General features: G+C 36.2%; 17 protein-coding genes. 7 read left to right on the forward strand and 10 right to left on the reverse strand.

Annotated features, from left to right (window positions below; translation table 11 throughout):
• Positions 1 to 27: 27 nt before the first annotated feature.
• Positions 28 to 795, reverse strand: a complete 768-nt coding sequence (locus FG383_RS00615) for a dioxygenase family protein (RefSeq protein WP_185907800.1) — start codon at positions 793 to 795, stop codon at positions 28 to 30.
• A 191-nt stretch (positions 796 to 986) separates the two neighbouring features.
• Here FG383_RS00615 and FG383_RS00620 point away from each other — a divergent pair, with 191 nt between their 5' ends.
• The 5 genes from FG383_RS00620 to galU all read left to right on the forward strand — a co-directional run bounded on the left by FG383_RS00620 (position 987) and on the right by galU (position 7,639).
• The gene (locus tag FG383_RS00620) at positions 987 to 1,793 is read left to right on the forward strand and encodes an IclR family transcriptional regulator (protein WP_246096773.1); all 807 of its coding nucleotides are present in this window, start codon (positions 987 to 989) and stop codon (positions 1,791 to 1,793) included.
• 331 nt (positions 1,794 to 2,124) lie between these two features.
• Positions 2,125 to 3,378 (forward strand): amidohydrolase, encoded by a 1,254-nt coding sequence (locus FG383_RS00625; RefSeq protein ID WP_142604906.1) that lies wholly within the window; start codon positions 2,125 to 2,127, stop codon positions 3,376 to 3,378.
• Positions 3,379 to 3,418: 40 nt separating this feature from the next.
• Positions 3,419 to 4,861, forward strand: a complete 1,443-nt coding sequence (locus FG383_RS00630) for a Na+/H+ antiporter NhaC family protein (protein ID WP_142604907.1) — start codon at positions 3,419 to 3,421, stop codon at positions 4,859 to 4,861.
• 307 nt (positions 4,862 to 5,168) lie between these two features.
• Positions 5,169 to 6,689, forward strand: coding sequence for a glycosyltransferase family 2 protein (locus FG383_RS00635; protein WP_246096776.1), 1,521 nt, complete (start codon positions 5,169 to 5,171; stop codon positions 6,687 to 6,689).
• A gap of 59 nt (positions 6,690 to 6,748) precedes the next feature.
• A complete protein-coding gene (gene galU, locus FG383_RS00640; RefSeq protein ID WP_142604908.1) occupies positions 6,749 to 7,639 on the forward strand; it encodes a UTP--glucose-1-phosphate uridylyltransferase GalU in 891 nt (296 codons plus the stop codon).
• Between the two features lie 181 nt (positions 7,640 to 7,820).
• Here galU and FG383_RS00645 read toward each other — a convergent pair whose 3' ends face one another.
• The 7 genes from FG383_RS00645 to FG383_RS00675 all read right to left on the reverse strand — a co-directional run bounded on the left by FG383_RS00645 (position 7,821) and on the right by FG383_RS00675 (position 13,312).
• Positions 7,821 to 8,246: a GatB/YqeY domain-containing protein gene (locus FG383_RS00645; protein ID WP_142604909.1), complete on the reverse strand. Its 426-nt coding sequence runs from the start codon at positions 8,244 to 8,246 to the stop codon at positions 7,821 to 7,823.
• Between the two features lie 59 nt (positions 8,247 to 8,305).
• Positions 8,306 to 8,944: a PAQR family membrane homeostasis protein TrhA gene (gene trhA, locus FG383_RS00650; RefSeq protein ID WP_142604910.1), complete on the reverse strand. Its 639-nt coding sequence runs from the start codon at positions 8,942 to 8,944 to the stop codon at positions 8,306 to 8,308.
• A 195-nt stretch (positions 8,945 to 9,139) separates the two neighbouring features.
• The gene (locus FG383_RS00655; RefSeq protein ID WP_093273989.1) at positions 9,140 to 9,340 is read right to left on the reverse strand and encodes a cold-shock protein; all 201 of its coding nucleotides are present in this window, start codon (positions 9,338 to 9,340) and stop codon (positions 9,140 to 9,142) included.
• Between the two features lie 252 nt (positions 9,341 to 9,592).
• Complete coding sequence (locus tag FG383_RS00660; RefSeq protein WP_142604971.1) at positions 9,593 to 10,207, reverse strand: NUDIX hydrolase; 615 nt, start codon at positions 10,205 to 10,207, stop codon at positions 9,593 to 9,595.
• Between the two features lie 204 nt (positions 10,208 to 10,411).
• Complete coding sequence (locus FG383_RS00665) at positions 10,412 to 11,719, reverse strand: TRAP transporter large permease (protein WP_142604911.1); 1,308 nt, start codon at positions 11,717 to 11,719, stop codon at positions 10,412 to 10,414.
• A complete protein-coding gene (locus FG383_RS00670) occupies positions 11,716 to 12,261 on the reverse strand; it encodes a TRAP transporter small permease (protein WP_142604912.1) in 546 nt (181 codons plus the stop codon). Before FG383_RS00670 ends, FG383_RS00665 begins: the two co-directional genes overlap by 4 nt.
• Before the next feature lie 28 nt (positions 12,262 to 12,289).
• Entirely contained in the window at positions 12,290 to 13,312 is a 1,023-nt protein-coding gene (locus tag FG383_RS00675; protein ID WP_142604913.1) for a TRAP transporter substrate-binding protein, read from the reverse strand.
• A gap of 217 nt (positions 13,313 to 13,529) precedes the next feature.
• On the opposite strand from FG383_RS00675, the gene FG383_RS00680 reads away from it, so the two are divergent.
• Positions 13,530 to 14,276 (forward strand): IclR family transcriptional regulator, encoded by a 747-nt coding sequence (locus FG383_RS00680; RefSeq protein ID WP_185907802.1) that lies wholly within the window; start codon positions 13,530 to 13,532, stop codon positions 14,274 to 14,276.
• Here the strand turns inward: FG383_RS00680 and FG383_RS00685 are convergent.
• Positions 14,269 to 15,918: an FAD-dependent monooxygenase gene (locus FG383_RS00685; protein WP_185907803.1), complete on the reverse strand. Its 1,650-nt coding sequence runs from the start codon at positions 15,916 to 15,918 to the stop codon at positions 14,269 to 14,271. The two genes, FG383_RS00680 and FG383_RS00685, sit on opposite strands and share 8 nt — an antisense overlap.
• A gap of 19 nt (positions 15,919 to 15,937) precedes the next feature.
• Entirely contained in the window at positions 15,938 to 16,576 is a 639-nt protein-coding gene (locus FG383_RS00690; protein ID WP_142604916.1) for an aspartate/glutamate racemase family protein, read from the reverse strand.
• A gap of 174 nt (positions 16,577 to 16,750) precedes the next feature.
• On the opposite strand from FG383_RS00690, the gene FG383_RS00695 reads away from it, so the two are divergent.
• Entirely contained in the window at positions 16,751 to 17,656 is a 906-nt protein-coding gene (locus tag FG383_RS00695; RefSeq protein ID WP_142604917.1) for a VOC family protein, read from the forward strand.
• The last annotated feature ends 12 nt before the right edge of the window (positions 17,657 to 17,668 follow it).

Below are 17,668 nucleotides of genomic sequence, written 5' to 3' on the forward strand. Positions count from 1 at the left end.
TTACTCGACAGCTATGAAATTAATATCTTATTCAGTTCTCATAACAAAGTTCAAGGAAGCTTCTTTATGGTCACCTTTATCTATCAGTTTAGTAGTAAGAGTGGAGCGAACACCACCAGCAACATCCGTCTCTAACCACTTGTCCCCTTCAAAGAACACTTGTGTAATTAAAGTCTCGTGTCCTTCATGTTCGAATTTTATATGAATATGTGCTGGACGGTATGCGTGATAACCAGCAGCAAATGTAAATTCACCTGTAGGACCGCTGGTTGGAATTTGATATGGAATTGGAACAATAGATTCTACTTCAAAGTCACCATTCTCATCTGTATAAAATTGTCCTCTTAAATTGAAATCTGGTGCAGTAGAATCATAGTTAGAATATAATCCGTCCGCGTCGTCTTGCCACCACTCCACTTTCGTATTTCCGATTGGGCCATTCACAGAACTAACGTTACCGTAAAACTTCAATTTATCACCCGGTTCGTCTGAGCGTTGTGGAATAACAACTTTTGAACCTTCCAATAAAGGTGAGTTTTCTTCGTAGTAAGGCCCAAGGAGCGATGGCTCTGTTCCTGGAGCATTTTTATACTTTGCTTCTAACACATATGTTTCCACGAAAACATCTAAGAATAATGGAATTTCGCCACTTCTACCTAATCGATCTGCCCATTTAACGAAGTTTGTATACTCTTCATGATTAAACTGCTGCTCATCTAGAAACGCTTTCATATGTTTAACGAATCCTTCATACGCCTCTAATACTCTAGTGTTTTTCACTGCTACTTCTGTCATTTTCATTTCCCCCTCAAGTTTTGTTTGATTTCCCCTACCCCACATGGCTCAATGATGTAAACGCATTCATTTTTAGTTTTAAAAATAAAACGAACTAACAAGTACTTGCTTTATTGAACTTTTTATTGTACGATATACGTACATATATACCTTATTCGTACAACCTCATTTTAACATAAAGGATGATACATTTGTCAACAGAAAAAACAGATAATTTTAAACAGTCGGGAGACTACATACAATCATTAGAGCGTGGACTTCAAGTAATCCAAGCATTTTCACAAGAAAACCAAGCACTCACTATTAGTGATGTTTCGAAACTTACAGGACTTAGTAGGCCAACTGCTCGTAGGATATTATTGACCCTTGAACATTTAGGGTTCGCCGAATCCAACAACAGTGTATTCTCATTGACGGCACGTACACTATCGCTCGGCTACGCATACTTATCTTCTAATAATAGCTGGAGCATTGCCCATTCGTTCATGCGTGAATTTGTCCATCAAACTGGAGAGTCTTGTTCCATTTCTATTTTAGATGGCACGGATATTATTTACGTAGCCCGTGTTTCCACCAAACGAATTATGTCGATCAACTTAGACGTAGGTTCGCGACTACCAGCTTACGCAACATCCATGGGGCATGTTCTACTTGCATACTTACCAAAAGAGAAATTAGAACAATACTTAGAGTTCATCGATTTCGAAAAATTTACGGACAAAACGATTGTGGATAAAGGGCAATTACTCGATATTTTAGAGAACGTTCGAGAGCAAAATTGGGGTGGAGTCGACCAACAATTAGAAGAAGGGCTCCGCTCTATTGCCGTTCCTCTTCGTGATGGATCTGGCAAAGTGTTCGCTGCCTTTAATTGCTCTGTTCATGCAGGGCGCGTTTCAAAAGAAGTTCTGCGTAATGATTTTTTACCACTTTTACAAGAAACCGGAGAGAAAATTGGTCAAGCAATGGCCATTACGAATAACTCGAGATATGTGTAAACAATTATATATACGCAAAACTAAATCCAGGAAAGAAACATCTCTAAAATGTTTCTTTCCTGGATTTTTATTTGTTTACTGTCCGTATATCCAAATTTAAGTTTAGTTCATTTAGAAAAGCCAATTTTACAAAACTAACTACAATAGATTGTTCTTCTTTTTATCAAAAAAACGCTTTCTTTCTAATCAGAATTATCTAAAAATAGTGTTGTACAAATAAAGTTTAGGTGGTAAACTATTTTTTAATAACACGCCACTCTGACGTTTCGGAGGTGTTTTATGAAGTAAGGAGTACTTCACAATCGAGAATCATTAAAATAAAGGAGGGCTTATGATGAAATTGAGTGAGACCGTTGCATCCATTGAACAATTTGTGATTGATATCCGACGTGATTTACATCAACATCCAGAGATTGGCTTACAAGAAGTGCGAACAATGAATATTGTAACGGAGGAATTATCTAATATGGGAATTCCTTATGAAATTGTACAAGACGGCGGCATTATTGGGTTTATACACGGGGAACAGCCTGGCAAGTCAATTATTTTACGAGCTGATTTAGATGCACTGCCTATGAAAGAAAGTCCATTTAATCTAAAACAAAAGAAAGCGATTACATCTAATACACCAAATGCAGCGCATACATGTGGACATGATGCACATACCGCGATGTTACTTGGTGCAGCAAAAATTTTATCCTCTCAGAAGGAAAAAATAGCTGGAACCATTATCCTTGCCTTTGAACAAGGCGAAGAAATGGGCGGGGGCATTAAAAACTTACTAAATCGACTGCATCAAATCGGGGCAGATGGTATTTGGGGAATCCATTTAAAATCAGATTTAGATGCCGGAAAAATTTCCGTAGACGCTGGTCCTCGTATGGCGGCGGCTTCAGGGTTTAATGTTGTACTAAAAGGGAAAGGCGGGCATGGTTCTCGTCCTGATTTAGCTGTGTCACCAGTCGATTGTTTCGTTGATTTTTACCAGGCGTTACGGAATATGCGCCATAGTCGATTAAGTCCATTTGAAACAATAACGTATTCCATCGGTATTGTGGAGGCAGGTTCCGCGCTCAATATCATTCCAGATACACTACAATTTGCAGGATCATTTCGTTATTTGAACAAAGAACAAGGAGAGCAAGCTATTCAAATTTTTAAGGATTTACTGACACATGTTTGTGCTATGAACAACTGTACTTTCGAATATAACACGGAGCCTGTCGTTTCTGATTTAGTTGTTAACAATGAAGCAATATGTGCTGGGATTGCAACTGCCGCAGTAGAAAAAGCACTTGGCAAAGAGGCATTGGCTACTATTCCAGCATGGATGGCTTCGGAATCATTTAGTTTTTATTTGAAGTATTTCCCTGGAGTTTTCGCTTTTCTAGGTGTGCAAAACGAAGAACAAGGAATGGGGGCTGAACATCACAATGAACATTTCGATATAGATGAATCGGCCTTAATAGTTGGAGTCACATCGACTGTACAATATGCCTTAGATTTCCTTTCTTATAAAGGAGGAATAACGTACACAAAGGCAGAAAAAGACGTTCATGAATTACTTGCACAATACGGGTTTTAGTTAAGGGGATGAAAGTAAAAATTTGAAGGGGTGATCTCAGATGAATGCTGTGGAGATACAAGAAGATAAAGCGAAGAAAAGTTACTTAAGGAAATTGCAGTTTAAACTACCAAATGTATTAGTAATGATGCTATTAATCATGATGTTTGCTTGTTTACTGACGTATATTATACCAGCGGGCAGTTTTGATTATACAGAAGATAAAAAACTAGTTGCTGGTTCCTATCATACAATAGAGCAAACACCAGTCAATCCAATTTTAGCAATTACACTCATTTTAGAAGGTGGAATTGCAGCAAGTCCTGTCGCTATTTTAATTTTGTTTATTGGTGGTTTTTTAGGCGGTATTTTCATGTTGGACTCGGTTAATAACGTTATTACAATGCTCATTAATAAGTTTGAAAGAGCCGGTTCCAATGTGTTGGTTTTAGGATTATTCTTATTAATGTCGTTCATCGGATTCTTCATCGGCGGGGATATGATGATTGTCTTCGTTACATTAGGGGTCATATTGACACGTAAGTTACGATTGGATCCAATTTCAGCACTTGCAGTCACTTTTTTACCGTTATTTTTAGCCTTTTCAATTGCTCCATCTGGAGAAGCACAAATTGCTCAATTGTTTGCTGGTATTCCGCTTTACTCAGGTTATTTGGAAAGAACGGGCATGTTTATCCTGTTCGCTATTGTCACTGCGGTGTATGTAGTATTTTATACAAACCGTGTGAAAAATAATCCGCTAAAAAGTGCGATGTCTGATACAAAATGGCTAACAGAATTAGATGAAGTGCAAAATGTTTCCATAGAGAAAAGCATAAAAGTCGAATGGAAAGATTTCCTCGTAGTTGCCATTATTATTATTGCACCAATTACGCTAGCATATGGGAATACTATTCTCGGATGGCCAGCAAAATACGGAAATGGCGCTGTTATTACCGTGTTTGGTATCGCATTCGTAACGTGCTTTCTTTTAAAAAGAAAAAATACAGAAGATATGATTATCGCATTTTCGAAAGGTGTGCAAGATATAACGATTGTCGCAATTGTTATTGTACTTGCCAGAACAGTAAGCATCATTCTCGAAAAAGGAAATATTTTAGGGACGATTGTTAATAGCTTAACAGGATCATTGAATGACTTTTCAAGTGGTATGACAGCTATTTTTATTTTCATCGTTGCAACGATTTTTAATTTCCTTGTTCCATCCGGATCAGGTATGAGTGGTGTTATGATGCCGATTTTACAGCCTGTTGCAGGAATGTTAGGTATGACAGACCAAGTACTTGTAACAGCTATTCAGTTCGGTGGTGGTTTAGGAAACCTAATCATTCCAACATTAGGTGCTACGATGGGTGCAATTGCGCTAGCAAAAGCAAACTTTGGTTCTTGGATAAAATTTATGCTACCTCTGTTTGGATTATGGATAGTGCTTGGTTCCATCATTTTATATTTTATCGCCTCTGTCGGCTGGGTTGGTTATTAAAAATAGAGCTTGTCCTAAAAATCGGTGAAAACCAATTTTTAGGACAAGCTTTTTTTTGACAGATACCTTCAAATCTTTCCATTTATGATAAGGTTCTCCGTAACGTATTTAAGTGAGGTTTTGTTAATACCATTAGTCCCTATTCATGCAATACAACGAATTACTTAGCGACCCGAAACTAGTACTACTTGCCTATCATACTACAAATTTTAGTTCTATTTTTATTTTAAATTAATACATTTATCATAACGAGGTTTTTATCTTATTCGAGTTTTATTTTATACGATGAAGGGGTGATTGGTGAGTTATGACGGATTCCGCTATTACGAATATTCACAATCGTACGACTCTGGCAAAAGTTAGGAATACGTATATGAAGCCAAGAATTGTTGCATTTATCCCTGCGCATAATGAAGAGAAATCAATCCGTGACTGTTTAGCTGGTTTAGGGGATCAAACCTTGCCAAAAGACGTTGAACTTGATGTTATTGTGGTTGCCGATAACTGCTCCGATCGAACAGAAGAAATAGCATTAGAAGCAGGACTTGAATTCAACCTAAGTTTGAGAGTTCTCACCACCAAAAATAATAAACAACGAAAAGTGGGAGCTTTAAACTCTGCTTGGAAAAGTATTTATGGAGATCCACTAGATTTATATGATAAAAAATTAAACATACAAGAGGAATACTACAAACATTCCATCAAGGCAATACTTGGTATGGATGCAGATAGTCGACTTGCACCGGACGCATTATCTCAATTATGGGAAGGACTCATGAGTTCTCGTAATATTGGTGGAGTAATGGCTAAGTACACCATGAGGATGCCAAAAAAGAAAAGTCTCATTTCAAAAGATGATGTGCAGTACGAAGAAAAGATTGCAACTGGACAGTATGGGGGTCCAATTTCACGTTGGTGGACACATCAGCAAAAACAAGATATGGCAAGCTGGCTGCTAGGTCTACAATATAGTGGAGGCAGTACATACGTTCTTGGCGGCCAAGCGACATTATTTAGACCAGAAGCATTGCAAGATGTGATAGACGAAAACAAGTTAGATGGCCCTTGGCAGGATGAAAGTGACGTAGAGGATATGCTTTTAACTTGGCAAATCCAGAAGAAATGGAAAACACTAATCAGTCCCACTGCCCGTTGTTTTGTTGACGCGATGAGATCGTACCATACTTTTCGACAACAACGAAATAAATGGCAATCGGGAACGGTTGAATTACTTACGAATAGTGATATTGGAGTTAAATCAAAACACCGGGGAAAAATATGGGGCTCTCAAATAAAATCTTTTATCAATTTGACGATACGCGTATTATTAATCTTACTAATAATTTTAGCCACTGCAACGGACCAATTTTTTTGGTCATGGATATGGCTTACTCCTGTTGTTATAGCATCTATATTAAATACTATATTAGCAATAAAGACTCCAATGCACAGAACGATAGATGTCATTTTAGCTGCACTGTTAATTAGTCCTGAAATATATTTATGGGTTAATTTAATCACCTTTGGAAATGTATGGTTAGGGAAGTTTTCCGCTGTCAAAAAAGATGGTTGGGCAACGCAGTATAACGCAGAAAGAGGCAACACACGAAGCAAACTTGCGGAAGGTATTATCGCTATTATCCTATTAATAGCAATAGGAACTTACTTGTGTATTGACCATAGAGCTTTTTTAACAAGTGAAACTGTACAGATAGCAGTACAGCCTTATCTAGAAACCGGCTGGGTAGTGCTAACTTACTTAACCATTTACTCAACTTTGGCTATGTTATACCAAATTTGGAGATTGAGAGTTAATCATAAAGCATGAAAATTTCAAGAAATTAATTGCTCACTTCACTAAATTATTTCAGATTGAAGGAGGATTTTATGAAAATAAAAAAAGCAATCATCCCCGCAGCAGGATTTGGGACTAGATTTTTACCAGCAACGAAAGCTCAACCGAAAGAAATGCTACCGATAGTCGATAAACCTACTATCCAATATATTGTGGAAGAAGCAATCGCGTCGGGAATTGAAGAAATTATCATCGTTACGGGAAAAGGAAAACGTTCCATTGAAGACCATTTTGATTTTGCTCCTGAACTTGAGCAAAACTTATTAAAAACAGGGAAATTGGACTTATTAGAAAAGGTTCGTTACACTACAAATCTTGCGGAAATTCACTATATTCGTCAAAAAGAGCCAAAGGGGCTTGGGCATGCTATTTGGTGTGCACGTAATTTTGTCGGGAATGAACCATTTGCGGTTCTCCTAGGTGATGATATAGTCCAGAGCGAAACACCGTGTTTAAGACAACTAATTAATATATATGAAGAAACACATTCATCTGTTATCGGTGTCCAAACAGTTCCGAGTACAGAAACACACCGATATGGAATTATTGATCCAGGTACACAAGTTGAAAAACTTTACCAGGTACTAAACTTTGTGGAAAAACCAACTGCTGGAACAGCTCCTTCCAATCTTGCCATAATGGGACGATATATTCTTACACCTGAAATTTTCATGTTTTTAAAAAAACAAGAAATTGGAGCTGGAGGGGAAATTCAGTTAACCGACGCGATACAAAAATTAAACCAAATTCAAAGGGTATTCGCATATGATTTTGAAGGAAAAAGATATGATGTTGGAGATAAGATTGGGTTTGTAAAAACTACAATTGAATTTGCACTTCAGCAAGGGGATCTCCGCGATGAATTGTCTGCTTATATTAAAGAATTAAGCATGAATATGAAGGAGACCTTGTTGAAAACCTGATATAGTGACTGCTCCCAGTGTAAGACATGATTCAGAATAGTGTCTGAATCATGTCTTACACTGGGAAACTATTTGGGCACTATTTGAAAATTTTATCAAATAAAATCCAGGTAAGAAACATTGCTTTACTGTTTCTTACCTGGATAATTAAATTAATTCAGCTAAGTGTTTTACTATTTTTTTATAGCAAACTTTTCACGACTTTCGACATGGTCGCCCCGTCTGCTTTTCCAGTAAGTAATGGTTTTGCAATTTTCATCGCATCGCCCATATTCATACCTTTTACAACTCCAGCCTCTGTTAATAACGCCGCAATTTCTTCTTCGCTTAATTGTTTCGGCAAGAAGCTTTTTAGTAATACTAGTTTTGCTTCTTCTTTTTCGATTAAGTCTTGTCGATTTGCTTTTTGAGCTCCTTCTAATGCTTGGTTCGTTTGTTTCACTTCACGATTCACAATAGCAATTTCTTCTTCTGAAGTAAGGCTTGTACCTTTTTCTTTTTCGGTGCTATCCAATGCTGATTTTAAAAGTGTTAGTACTCCTTTTGCTAGTACATCTTTCTCTTTCATCGCACGTTTTAATTGTTCAAATACAGTCGCTTTTATCATATTCATATCTCTCCCTTTACGTCTTAATGGCCATTCTTGTTATAAATATATTAGTAAGTTTACGCCAATAAAGTCATCACTGCAAAGAAATGCAATATGGATGCTGCTAGTACAAAAACATGCCAGACTGCATGATGATACGTAAATCCGCGCCATACATAAAAAACTGCCCCTACTGTGTAGAGCACACCACCTATAGCCAGATAAATAAGACCTTGAGTCGATACGTTTGCCACAAGTGGTTTCCATGCAAATACCATTAACCAGCCCATCACCACATACAATAACGTCGACGTATGCAAAAAGCGCTTCACAAAATATGCTTTAAACACCGTCCCAGCTATCGCAAGCCCCCACACAATCCCAAACAATGTCCAACCAAGTGTCCCTTTTACCGCAAGGAATAGAAAAGGAGTATATGTACCTGCAATAAAAAAGTAAATAGCCGAATGATCCATTATCTCAAATACATCTTTCGCTCGGCCCGTTGGAAACCCATGGACGAGTGTAGATGATGCATATAACAGCACCATCGTCGTTCCAAACAACGTAAAACTCACTACATGCCAAGCCGTTCCTCGTGTCACAGAAGACACGATCAAAATGACAAGAGCCGCTATACTCAAAAGTGCTCCAATTCCGTGGATGATTGCATTCGCAATCTCTTCACGCTTCGAAAATATATGTGTATTACTCATATGGTTCATTCCTATCTGGTTAATCTTTATATCCATATGTTATCACTTTGTTTGAATAGGTGAAACTTTGTCCCGCAGTCTGATGATACCTTTCCTGAGTGGTCACAAATATTTCTATCAGGTCATATTTAAAATAAAACAAAAAAAGAGACCCCCATAAAGAGTGTCTCCTTTTTTTTATTTAATTCCTAAGAATTAAAGTTTTACGATGTTTACTGCTTGTGGTCCACGTTGACCATCTTCGATATCAAATTCCACTTTTTGACCTTCGTCAAGTGATTTGAAACCGTCGCCTTGGATAGCTGAGAAGTGAGCGAATACGTCGTTTCCGCCTTCAACTTCTATAAATCCAAAACCTTTTTCTGCGTTAAACCATTTTACTGTACCTTGTGTCATTTAAAAGACCTCCAAATGTTGTGATGAATAAAAAATTCACATATTACAAAAAGTACCGAACAAACACGATTACTTTTTGTAATATGTGAATTCATTGTTTCTGTTAAGCAATTTAATTATTGTTTTAAGTATATAACAGTTTTATACATTTGTCCACTAATGTATTTAAAAATTTAATTTAGATACTATGAAAAGCAGTATTGTTTTGAAATAAGATGAATGTTTCTGAGGCATGGGTCCTTCCTTTATATATTATTTAATCGTCTCCACAAAATGTTTTAAAATCCTAGCGGTTAAACCCCAAATTGTATATTTTCCATAGTCATAAAACCATTCCTCCATCGCTCGTGGCCTCCATTGGTACTTATCGCCGTTCGCTATCTTTTCATAGGGAAAATCAGTTAAGGGCATCGGTTGAACGGACACTGTATGCATATAAGGTTGATGGTTCAATAACCATTCGACGGGTATCGTGAATACCTCCTCTACCTCTTGCTTGTTAAACGAATGTATTGGATGTTTATCAATAATCGCTACAAACGGATACACAACAAAGGATGGCGACGAAATATACGCACTCATCTGTCCCAAAACGTTGATATATTTGGGGTCGATACCTAACTCTTCATGAGTCTCACGTATGGCTGCATGCATTGGTGTTGCATCTGTTGGATCGATTCGACCACCTGGGAAACTAATATCTCCTGGCTGATTTCTCATAGTTAGTGAACGCACTTCAAAAAGGACATGCCATTCTTTATCCACTTGCACAAGCGGGATCATAATAGCGGAACGTAGCGCCGTCTCCTCACCAATAAATAGAGGCTGATTTTGATTTAACTCATTTTTTAGCTTATCCAAGAACATGGAAACTCCCCCTTGCTTCACTTTACATACCCCTATCGTATCATGAAAATTTCTGATGATAAAAGTAGCTGTATTATTTTATGTTCCAAATACAGAAGAAATCCAGGTAAGAAACTTTGTTGAACTGTTTCTCATGCTTGTTTTTCCACATAAAAATAGAATCGACTCAAAGAGCCGACTCTAAAATTATCTATCCTTGATAAGCTACTTAAACGTTATATCTGGTAAAAACGTTACGATTTCAGGGAAAATAATTAATATAATGATAAATAAAATCATTGTAATAATTGATGGAATTACACCTTTAAATATTTGCTCTATGGAAACATGTTTCACAATACCAGCAATGATATAAACACTTAAACCAAGTGGAGGTGTTAATACGCCAATGTTTACAATTAGTATCATGATTACCCCAAACCATAATCCGTTGTATCCTAAATCAGTGATGATTGGGTAAACAATTGGAAGGGTTAATACCATAATTGCAATTCCTTCTAAAAACATTCCCAAGAAGAAATATACGACTAAGATTAACGTCAAAATAACAAATGGAGCTACATCTAATGATGTAATTGAATCAGATAAAAGCATCGGTATCTTTGATAAAGCTAAAAATCTTCCGAAAATAGATGCCCCGATTAATACAAAGAAAATCATAACAGTAATTCGCAATGTTTCATCCAATGATTCTAACAATATTTTAATTGACATACGACGTGTAACTAGCGATAAAATAAACGCACCCGCAGCACCGATAGCACCAGCTTCATTTGGTGTAAATACTCCAATGTAAATACCACCAATACTAATTAAGAATATTACAAGGAATGGCCATACATTTTTAAGAGAATATATTTTCTCTTTCACGCTTACCGTTACTGTTCTTTGAGGAGCAATTTCAGGATTCTTTCTTACTTGAAGATTAATCATTAGCATAAAACAAATTGCCATTAAAACCCCAGGAACAATACCTGCAATCAGCAGTGCACCTATTGGTTCCGATGTAAGTGCCCCATATAAAATCAATAATACGCTCGGTGGAATTAGCGAGCCTAGTGTTCCCCCCGCAGCAACTGCTGCTGTTGCAAAAGTTGTTTTATAATTGTATTTTTCCATCTCTGGAATACAAATTTTAGCAAGAGTTGCAGTTGTAGCATTGGCTGAGCCTGAAATGGCCGAGAAAATGGAGGCCGCTCCAATTGTTGCAATCGCAAGACCACCTCGAACCTTTCCAATCCATTTTTCAACAGCCGTAAATAAATCATTCCCAAATCCTGTGTTTGACATAAACATTCCCATCAATATAAACAAGGGAATAACACTTAGCGAATAACTGTTTACTGTTGAAAAGGAGGATGAAGCAAGTTGAGATAATGCAACATCAACATTCTTGATTAAACCGATTCCTATAAAACCTACTAATAATAGTGATAGCCCAACTGGTACTTTAAATAAGATTAGTAGCACTAAAACGATAATCCCGATAAACCCGATTAATTCTGCACTCATTTTTTCACCACAACCTTTGTAACTGTCGTTAACAGTGCTGCTAAATAAGTTAAGGTGAATCCTGCACTGCCAAGGGTCACAATAAATATGACAATATAAACTGGAAGACCTAAGTCACCTTTAACTTCACCGCTATTCAACGAGGAAATACCTAGTTCTAATAATTTCCAAGTCAATAAAATCAATAGAATAGATCCTATTAGATAAATTATTATTTGAACAACTCGTTGCACTTTAATTGGAAACTTATTAACTAAAAAATCAATTTCTAAATGGTTCCCCATGATTTGTGCCATCCCTAAGCTAAAAAATACTACCATTGCTACAACAATTTCTGTTAACTCCATTGTTCCTTTTAAAGGTGAATTAAATAGAAAGCGCATCAGTACATCCGCAACTGTTACTAGCATTAATCCAAATAATAAAACGTACCCAATTTTATGTGTTATACCATTGATGGATTTCGTAATATCATTTACTTTACGAGTGACTTTCTCTAATGAGGTTTCATTTTGTGATGTATTTTGTTGATTATTATTCACTCTTCATCACCCCTTTGTATGCCATGCTTTAATTCGATCCAAGCTCTTTCGCTCGATCGTAAATTGCTTGACCTGGAAGTCCCTTGTCGTCCATTTCTTTAATCCAACTTTTAATCACTGGGTCAACAACATCAGCCCAACGAGCAATTTCATCATCCGCTAATTCTATTATTTCAATGCCTTCTTCAGCTGCTTTATCCAATCCAGCTTGTCCACCTGCATCTAACGCTTTACCTGTTTCCACAGCTCCAGTAGTTGCAAATGTATCTAAAATTTCTTTATTAGCATCTGATAAGCTATCATACGAATCTTTGTTCATTACAGTAAACATAGAAGAGCTTGAAATGTTCGTAATTGTGATGTAATCTACTACTTCATATAGCTTCATATCATTAATAGTAGAAACCCCGGCCATTGCTGCATCAATGACGCCTTTATTAAGAGATTCATAGATATCGTTAACAGGCATTGATACTGGTACCGCACCAAGTGCTTCTAAAGCTGCGTTCATTTGAGTAGATGGAGAACGAACTTTTAGTCCCTTTAAGTCTTCCAAAGATTTCACTGGTTTAGAAGCACTTAAAATTTGATTAGGCTCTCCAGTAAATAACCATAAAGGATGGACATCATCATGCTCAGCTTGTATTTCTGGGAACTCATCGTAAAGTGTTTGCATAATTTTAGAACCCTCTTCAGAGCTTGTTGAAATAAAAGGCAAGTCACTTACAGAAGTTAGTGGGTATATCCCAGGCGTATATCCATGTACACTTAAGGAAATATCAGCAGTACCATCAACCGCTAAATTATATTGCTCATCAGGAGCTCCTAACTGTCCCGTCGGATAAATTTCTAATTGCATATTGCCATCACTTTCTTCATCCAAAGTAGTTTGTAGCTTTTCAATTACATCCGTTTGGACAATATGATGACTTGGCCAGAAATGAGAAAACGATAATTTAGCTTCTGATCCACTTGCATCCGAACTACTACATGCTGTAAGTAAGACGAACAAAGTACTTAACAAAAATAATTTTAAACTTTTCTTCTTCATATAATTTTCCCCCTTGTAGTTAACGCTTTCATTTCCGTTTTACGATTCAGAAATATTAGAATATTAACAAATTATATACGCACCGGTACTTATTATCAATAACTAATATTTATATTCAAATAAATATTTTTTCACCTTGGTTTTTATCACTATTTGATAATTGTTTGTTTTTTCATGATATACTAAAAATACTTATATGCAAAAGGAGTTAGTAATTATGTCGAGTTTACAAAAAATGCTTGCAATCCTGGATCTATTCACAGAAGAAAAAACAAAATGGCATATCGACGCCATTATAGAAGTAATGGACTTTTCAGTCCCTACTGCCTATCGATATATTAAAACGCTTATAGATGCTGGCTTATTGGCAAAGGTTAACAGCAGTGAGTATATTATTGGTCCAAAAATAATTAAACTCGATCACCAAATCCGTATTAGCGATCCTTATATTGTTAAAGGCGAATCCATTATGCAAAGTCTTCAAGAACTAACAGGCTGCCAAGTACTATTAAGCAATATTTTTGATACCGAAGTTATTAATGTTCATGCAGTTAGCCCAAATAATTGGAAGGAGCGTATAACTTATGCAAGAGGAGTCCCACATCCTTTATTAAAGGGCTCAACCTCAAAAATAATTTACGCGTATCTACCTAGAGCTAAGTTATTGAAGCTTTACAATGATAATCTAGCTAGTATCAAATTAGAAAATACGAGTGAATCCACGAAGGATTTCTTAGCATCAATGTCCCACATAAAAAAACTAGGATATTGTATTTCTCATGGGGAACTCGATTCTAACCTAACAGGTATAGCTGCACCGATTTTTAGTGATAACATCATAAAAGGAAGTCTTACATTAATCGTTCCAACTCAAAGATTAGAAGTATATAATTTAGACCGACTTATTACTTACGTTACGGAAGCTGCAAGTCAAATTAGCAGTATAACAAATGACTTTAACTAATATTATGCTGTAATGAAGATTCCTTGATAACCATTCTTTCTTTCATTTGCAGTGTATTTTCTAGCTTTCCAAAAAACTCATTCCATTGCTGAGAAGTAAAAATGCCTGCTACGTATCGATCAGGTCTTAATAAAATAAATTTGTTTTGATAAGCATTAAAAACACCTTCCGTGTCGGTAATAACTGTCTCTCCATACGCTTCATGTGGCAAATAGCTTGATGGAAGGACAGTTACTTCTTTTATTCCTAGCTTAGTGAACAATTCCTTATTGAATTCTGGAAAATGAATAGAATCAGGATTTCCTACTTTTAGTAACGTGAAATTATTATTAAGCGCGTAATCCATCAATCTATACGTAATATCAGAGAAAAGGACATTTGGTTGCGGAATAGCTGCACCTAAAATAGAATCTTTTTCCTTCGTCTCTATATCCACAAATAATCCTTTTGTACAAATCGGTTTTGGCTTGAATCTCATTTCTGTAACGTATCTCTTTAATGGAGGTACAACCGACATAACTGAAAATGCAGTGTTTCGAATCATTCGTCTTTTTTTACTAGTTGTTAGGATAAAATTCCCCATGTTAACGGATAGTTTAATCATTGCTGCAACATGGTCTCTTCGCTCTTCCTCATATGATTCCAATATAGATTCATCTGATATCCTATCTAAAATTAGCTTTAACTTCCATACAAGATTATAAGAATCCCTTACCCCTGAATTTAATCCCTGGCCTGCAAACGGAGGCGTTAAATGAGCAGCATCCCCTAATAGTATAGTTCTCCCGAATCTGAATTTCTCTGCTATTAAAGCGTTAAAACGTACAACTGCTTTTTTCACTACATTTTCTTTTTTATAATTCGTAAAAGGCGCAACTAATTGCTCTAGCACATCATCTGAAAGCATTTCTTCTTCACTTTCACCTGGCAGCAGCATAAATTCATATCTTCTCATTCCTTTAGAGGTTGCTGCATGCATGGATGGTCTTGGAGGATTACAATAAAATGCCGTATTTCTAGTCTTCACATCATCATTTTTTAAATCTAAAATAATCCATGGCTCCTCAAAGCTAGAACCATCTGCTTTGTTCGAAATATCCATCAGCTTAATATTTAATAATTTTCGAACAGTACTGCGTCCACCATCACAGCCAAGTAAAAACCTAGACGAAACCATAAGTGATTCATTCGTTTCTGAATTATGCAGATTAATACTTGTCTTATCTCGTTGTTCATTAAAACTTATTAGTTCATGATTAAATACAATATCAACAGAAGAATACTTTTTGACATTTTCATATAATGTCTTCTCAAATTCCGGCTGATCTATTTTATTACGTGGATAATAACCAAACCTCCCAATCTTTGGCTTCACTTGAGCAAAAGGCGTTGTACTATTACTATCTGCAAAGTATTCAGCTCCCCCTCCAGGACTTATTACTCGCTCCATCACTTTTTCTAAACCCATATTTTGACAAACTCTCAAAGTCTCATCATCCACTAAAATAGCTTTAGGTATCTCACTTGTGGAAGCATTTCGTTCTACTAACAATGTTTGAATATTGTACTCACCTAATAAACTAGCTGCAATAAGACCTGTTGGGCCTGCTCCGATTATTACGACATCGTAATAATTCTTCATAATGATTACCCCTTTCGAGTTAAGCGCTTTCATTTATTCTTTTAATAATTTCTTTCACCGCTGTTTGAGCTGGATCTATAATTGGCTTATTAATTTGAACCTGCCCCTTTAGATGAGCAATACTAAATTGAGATAAACCTATTACCTCCACTTCCTCTGCTAAAGAGTCAATATGACCTTGCAGGATTTTATCGTGTGATTCGAAATCTCCCTTTTCTGCCAAATGGATTAATCCATCCTCTACAACAGTCTTAATAATCTGATCAGGCCGAACTTTCTTTAATGAACTAATCAGTACTGGTGGAGTCTCTTTAACTGTAGAAACGATCCCCACATTATCATATTGTAATAATTCATTTATCAAACCTTGATCTGAACGAACGATTGGAATGGTGAATTTTTCATCAAAATAATTAGCTAGATCGTTAAAAGCAGAGCAAGTAAACAGTACTCCATCACACTTGGCATCCACTGCAAGTGTAATTAATGTATCAAAACGTAACGTAATCTGCTCATCAATTTGCCCCTTCTCTTTCAGCTGTTTCAGTAAGCTGGAGTCCAATAAGTGAACATATTCTACCTCAGGTGCTACTTCTTTGAGAGCTTTCTCTATAGGTGCTAGGGAAGCTGTTGTGGCAGAAATTAGACAAATTTTCATAATATACCTCCTCGTCAATTTATTCATACTCTATGAACTGATGTTATTTAATAATGAATCATATGTCAAATAATTTTTTCTTAATTATCAAAATATAAAAATTAATGTGTTGATTAATAATAAAATTTATATTATTATCATATTGTGAGAATAACACATATTAGGGGTGATGATTTGATTAAGACTGTTAAATTAACTTACGCTTCGTTAAACTGTCGCAATGTAAGAAAAATGGTTGATTACTATGAGAATGTAATAGGTCTTACAGTAGTTGAATCTACAAATGGGGATACTTTTTATTTAAGTACAGGATTAGAACATCATAATCTTGTTTTAACAAGCAGTGAAAATAGTGAACTATCAACTATAGGTTTTCATGTTTCTGCTGATGAGAATCTAGTTGAAATACAAAAAAACTTAAAAGCTCAAGGAATCCAATCGGAGTTAAAACACGATTTTCAGCCTGGTGTACATGAGCTGTTAGAGCTTGAAGATCCAGATGGCTACAAAGTACATCTTCTTCAAAAGATTGATATGCCAGCACCTGGATTTAAAAAGAATTCTATTTGCCCTCAAAAACTGGGGCATATTGCACTTGGTTCACTTAACCCAGAGCTAGCTACAGAATTTTATATGAAAGTACTAAATTTCAAACATACTGACCGTATTGGTGAGAGAGCAATATTTTTAACATGTAATAGTGACCATCACGTACTGAATATCTCTAAGTTTGGTCATAAAATGATGCATCATATTGCTTTCGAGTTAAAAGACTCCAGTCACCATACATTAAGTGCTGACTTTTTATCACAAAACGGAAAAGCTTTGTCTTGGGGACCATTCCGTCATACAGCGGGCCATAATTTAGCCTCCTACCATCATGATCCTGAGCTTAACGTAATCGAGCTATTTACTGATATGGATCAATTTATTGCAGATTTAAATTATTTTGACCCACGTCCATGGCATGCTGAACTGCCAATGCGACCAAAAGTCTGGGAAAATAACTGTACTTGGTACGATAACTTCGAAAAAAATATTACGGACTATGTGTTAGATAAGGTTCAACTAACAAAATAAATGGAGGCGTTT

The sequence above is a fragment of the Psychrobacillus soli genome, assembly GCF_006861775.1.
Taxonomy (GTDB): domain Bacteria; phylum Bacillota; class Bacilli; order Bacillales_A; family Planococcaceae; genus Psychrobacillus; species Psychrobacillus soli.

Bases quoted from the DNA above. Each gene is read 5' to 3' on its own strand.
- FG383_RS00615 (WP_185907800.1), bottom strand. From the start codon at position 795: ATGACAGAAGTAGCAGTGAAAAACACTAGAGTATTAGAGGCGTATGAA.
- FG383_RS00625 (WP_142604906.1), top strand. From the start codon at position 2,125: ATGATGAAATTGAGTGAGACCGTTGCATCCATTGAACAATTTGTGATT.
- FG383_RS00630 (WP_142604907.1), top strand. From the start codon at position 3,419: ATGAATGCTGTGGAGATACAAGAAGATAAAGCGAAGAAAAGTTACTTA.
- FG383_RS00635 (WP_246096776.1), top strand. From the start codon at position 5,169: ATGACGGATTCCGCTATTACGAATATTCACAATCGTACGACTCTGGCA.
- galU (WP_142604908.1), top strand. From the start codon at position 6,749: ATGAAAATAAAAAAAGCAATCATCCCCGCAGCAGGATTTGGGACTAGA.
- FG383_RS00645 (WP_142604909.1), bottom strand. From the start codon at position 8,246: ATGATAAAAGCGACTGTATTTGAACAATTAAAACGTGCGATGAAAGAG.
- trhA (WP_142604910.1), bottom strand. From the start codon at position 8,944: ATGAGTAATACACATATATTTTCGAAGCGTGAAGAGATTGCGAATGCA.
- FG383_RS00655 (WP_093273989.1), bottom strand. From the start codon at position 9,340: ATGACACAAGGTACAGTAAAATGGTTTAACGCAGAAAAAGGTTTTGGA.
- FG383_RS00660 (WP_142604971.1), bottom strand. From the start codon at position 10,207: ATGTTCTTGGATAAGCTAAAAAATGAGTTAAATCAAAATCAGCCTCTA.
- FG383_RS00665 (WP_142604911.1), bottom strand. From the start codon at position 11,719: ATGAGTGCAGAATTAATCGGGTTTATCGGGATTATCGTTTTAGTGCTA.
- FG383_RS00675 (WP_142604913.1), bottom strand. From the start codon at position 13,312: ATGAAGAAGAAAAGTTTAAAATTATTTTTGTTAAGTACTTTGTTCGTC.
- FG383_RS00680 (WP_185907802.1), top strand. From the start codon at position 13,530: ATGTCGAGTTTACAAAAAATGCTTGCAATCCTGGATCTATTCACAGAA.
- FG383_RS00685 (WP_185907803.1), bottom strand. From the start codon at position 15,918: ATGAAGAATTATTACGATGTCGTAATAATCGGAGCAGGCCCAACAGGT.
- FG383_RS00690 (WP_142604916.1), bottom strand. From the start codon at position 16,576: ATGAAAATTTGTCTAATTTCTGCCACAACAGCTTCCCTAGCACCTATA.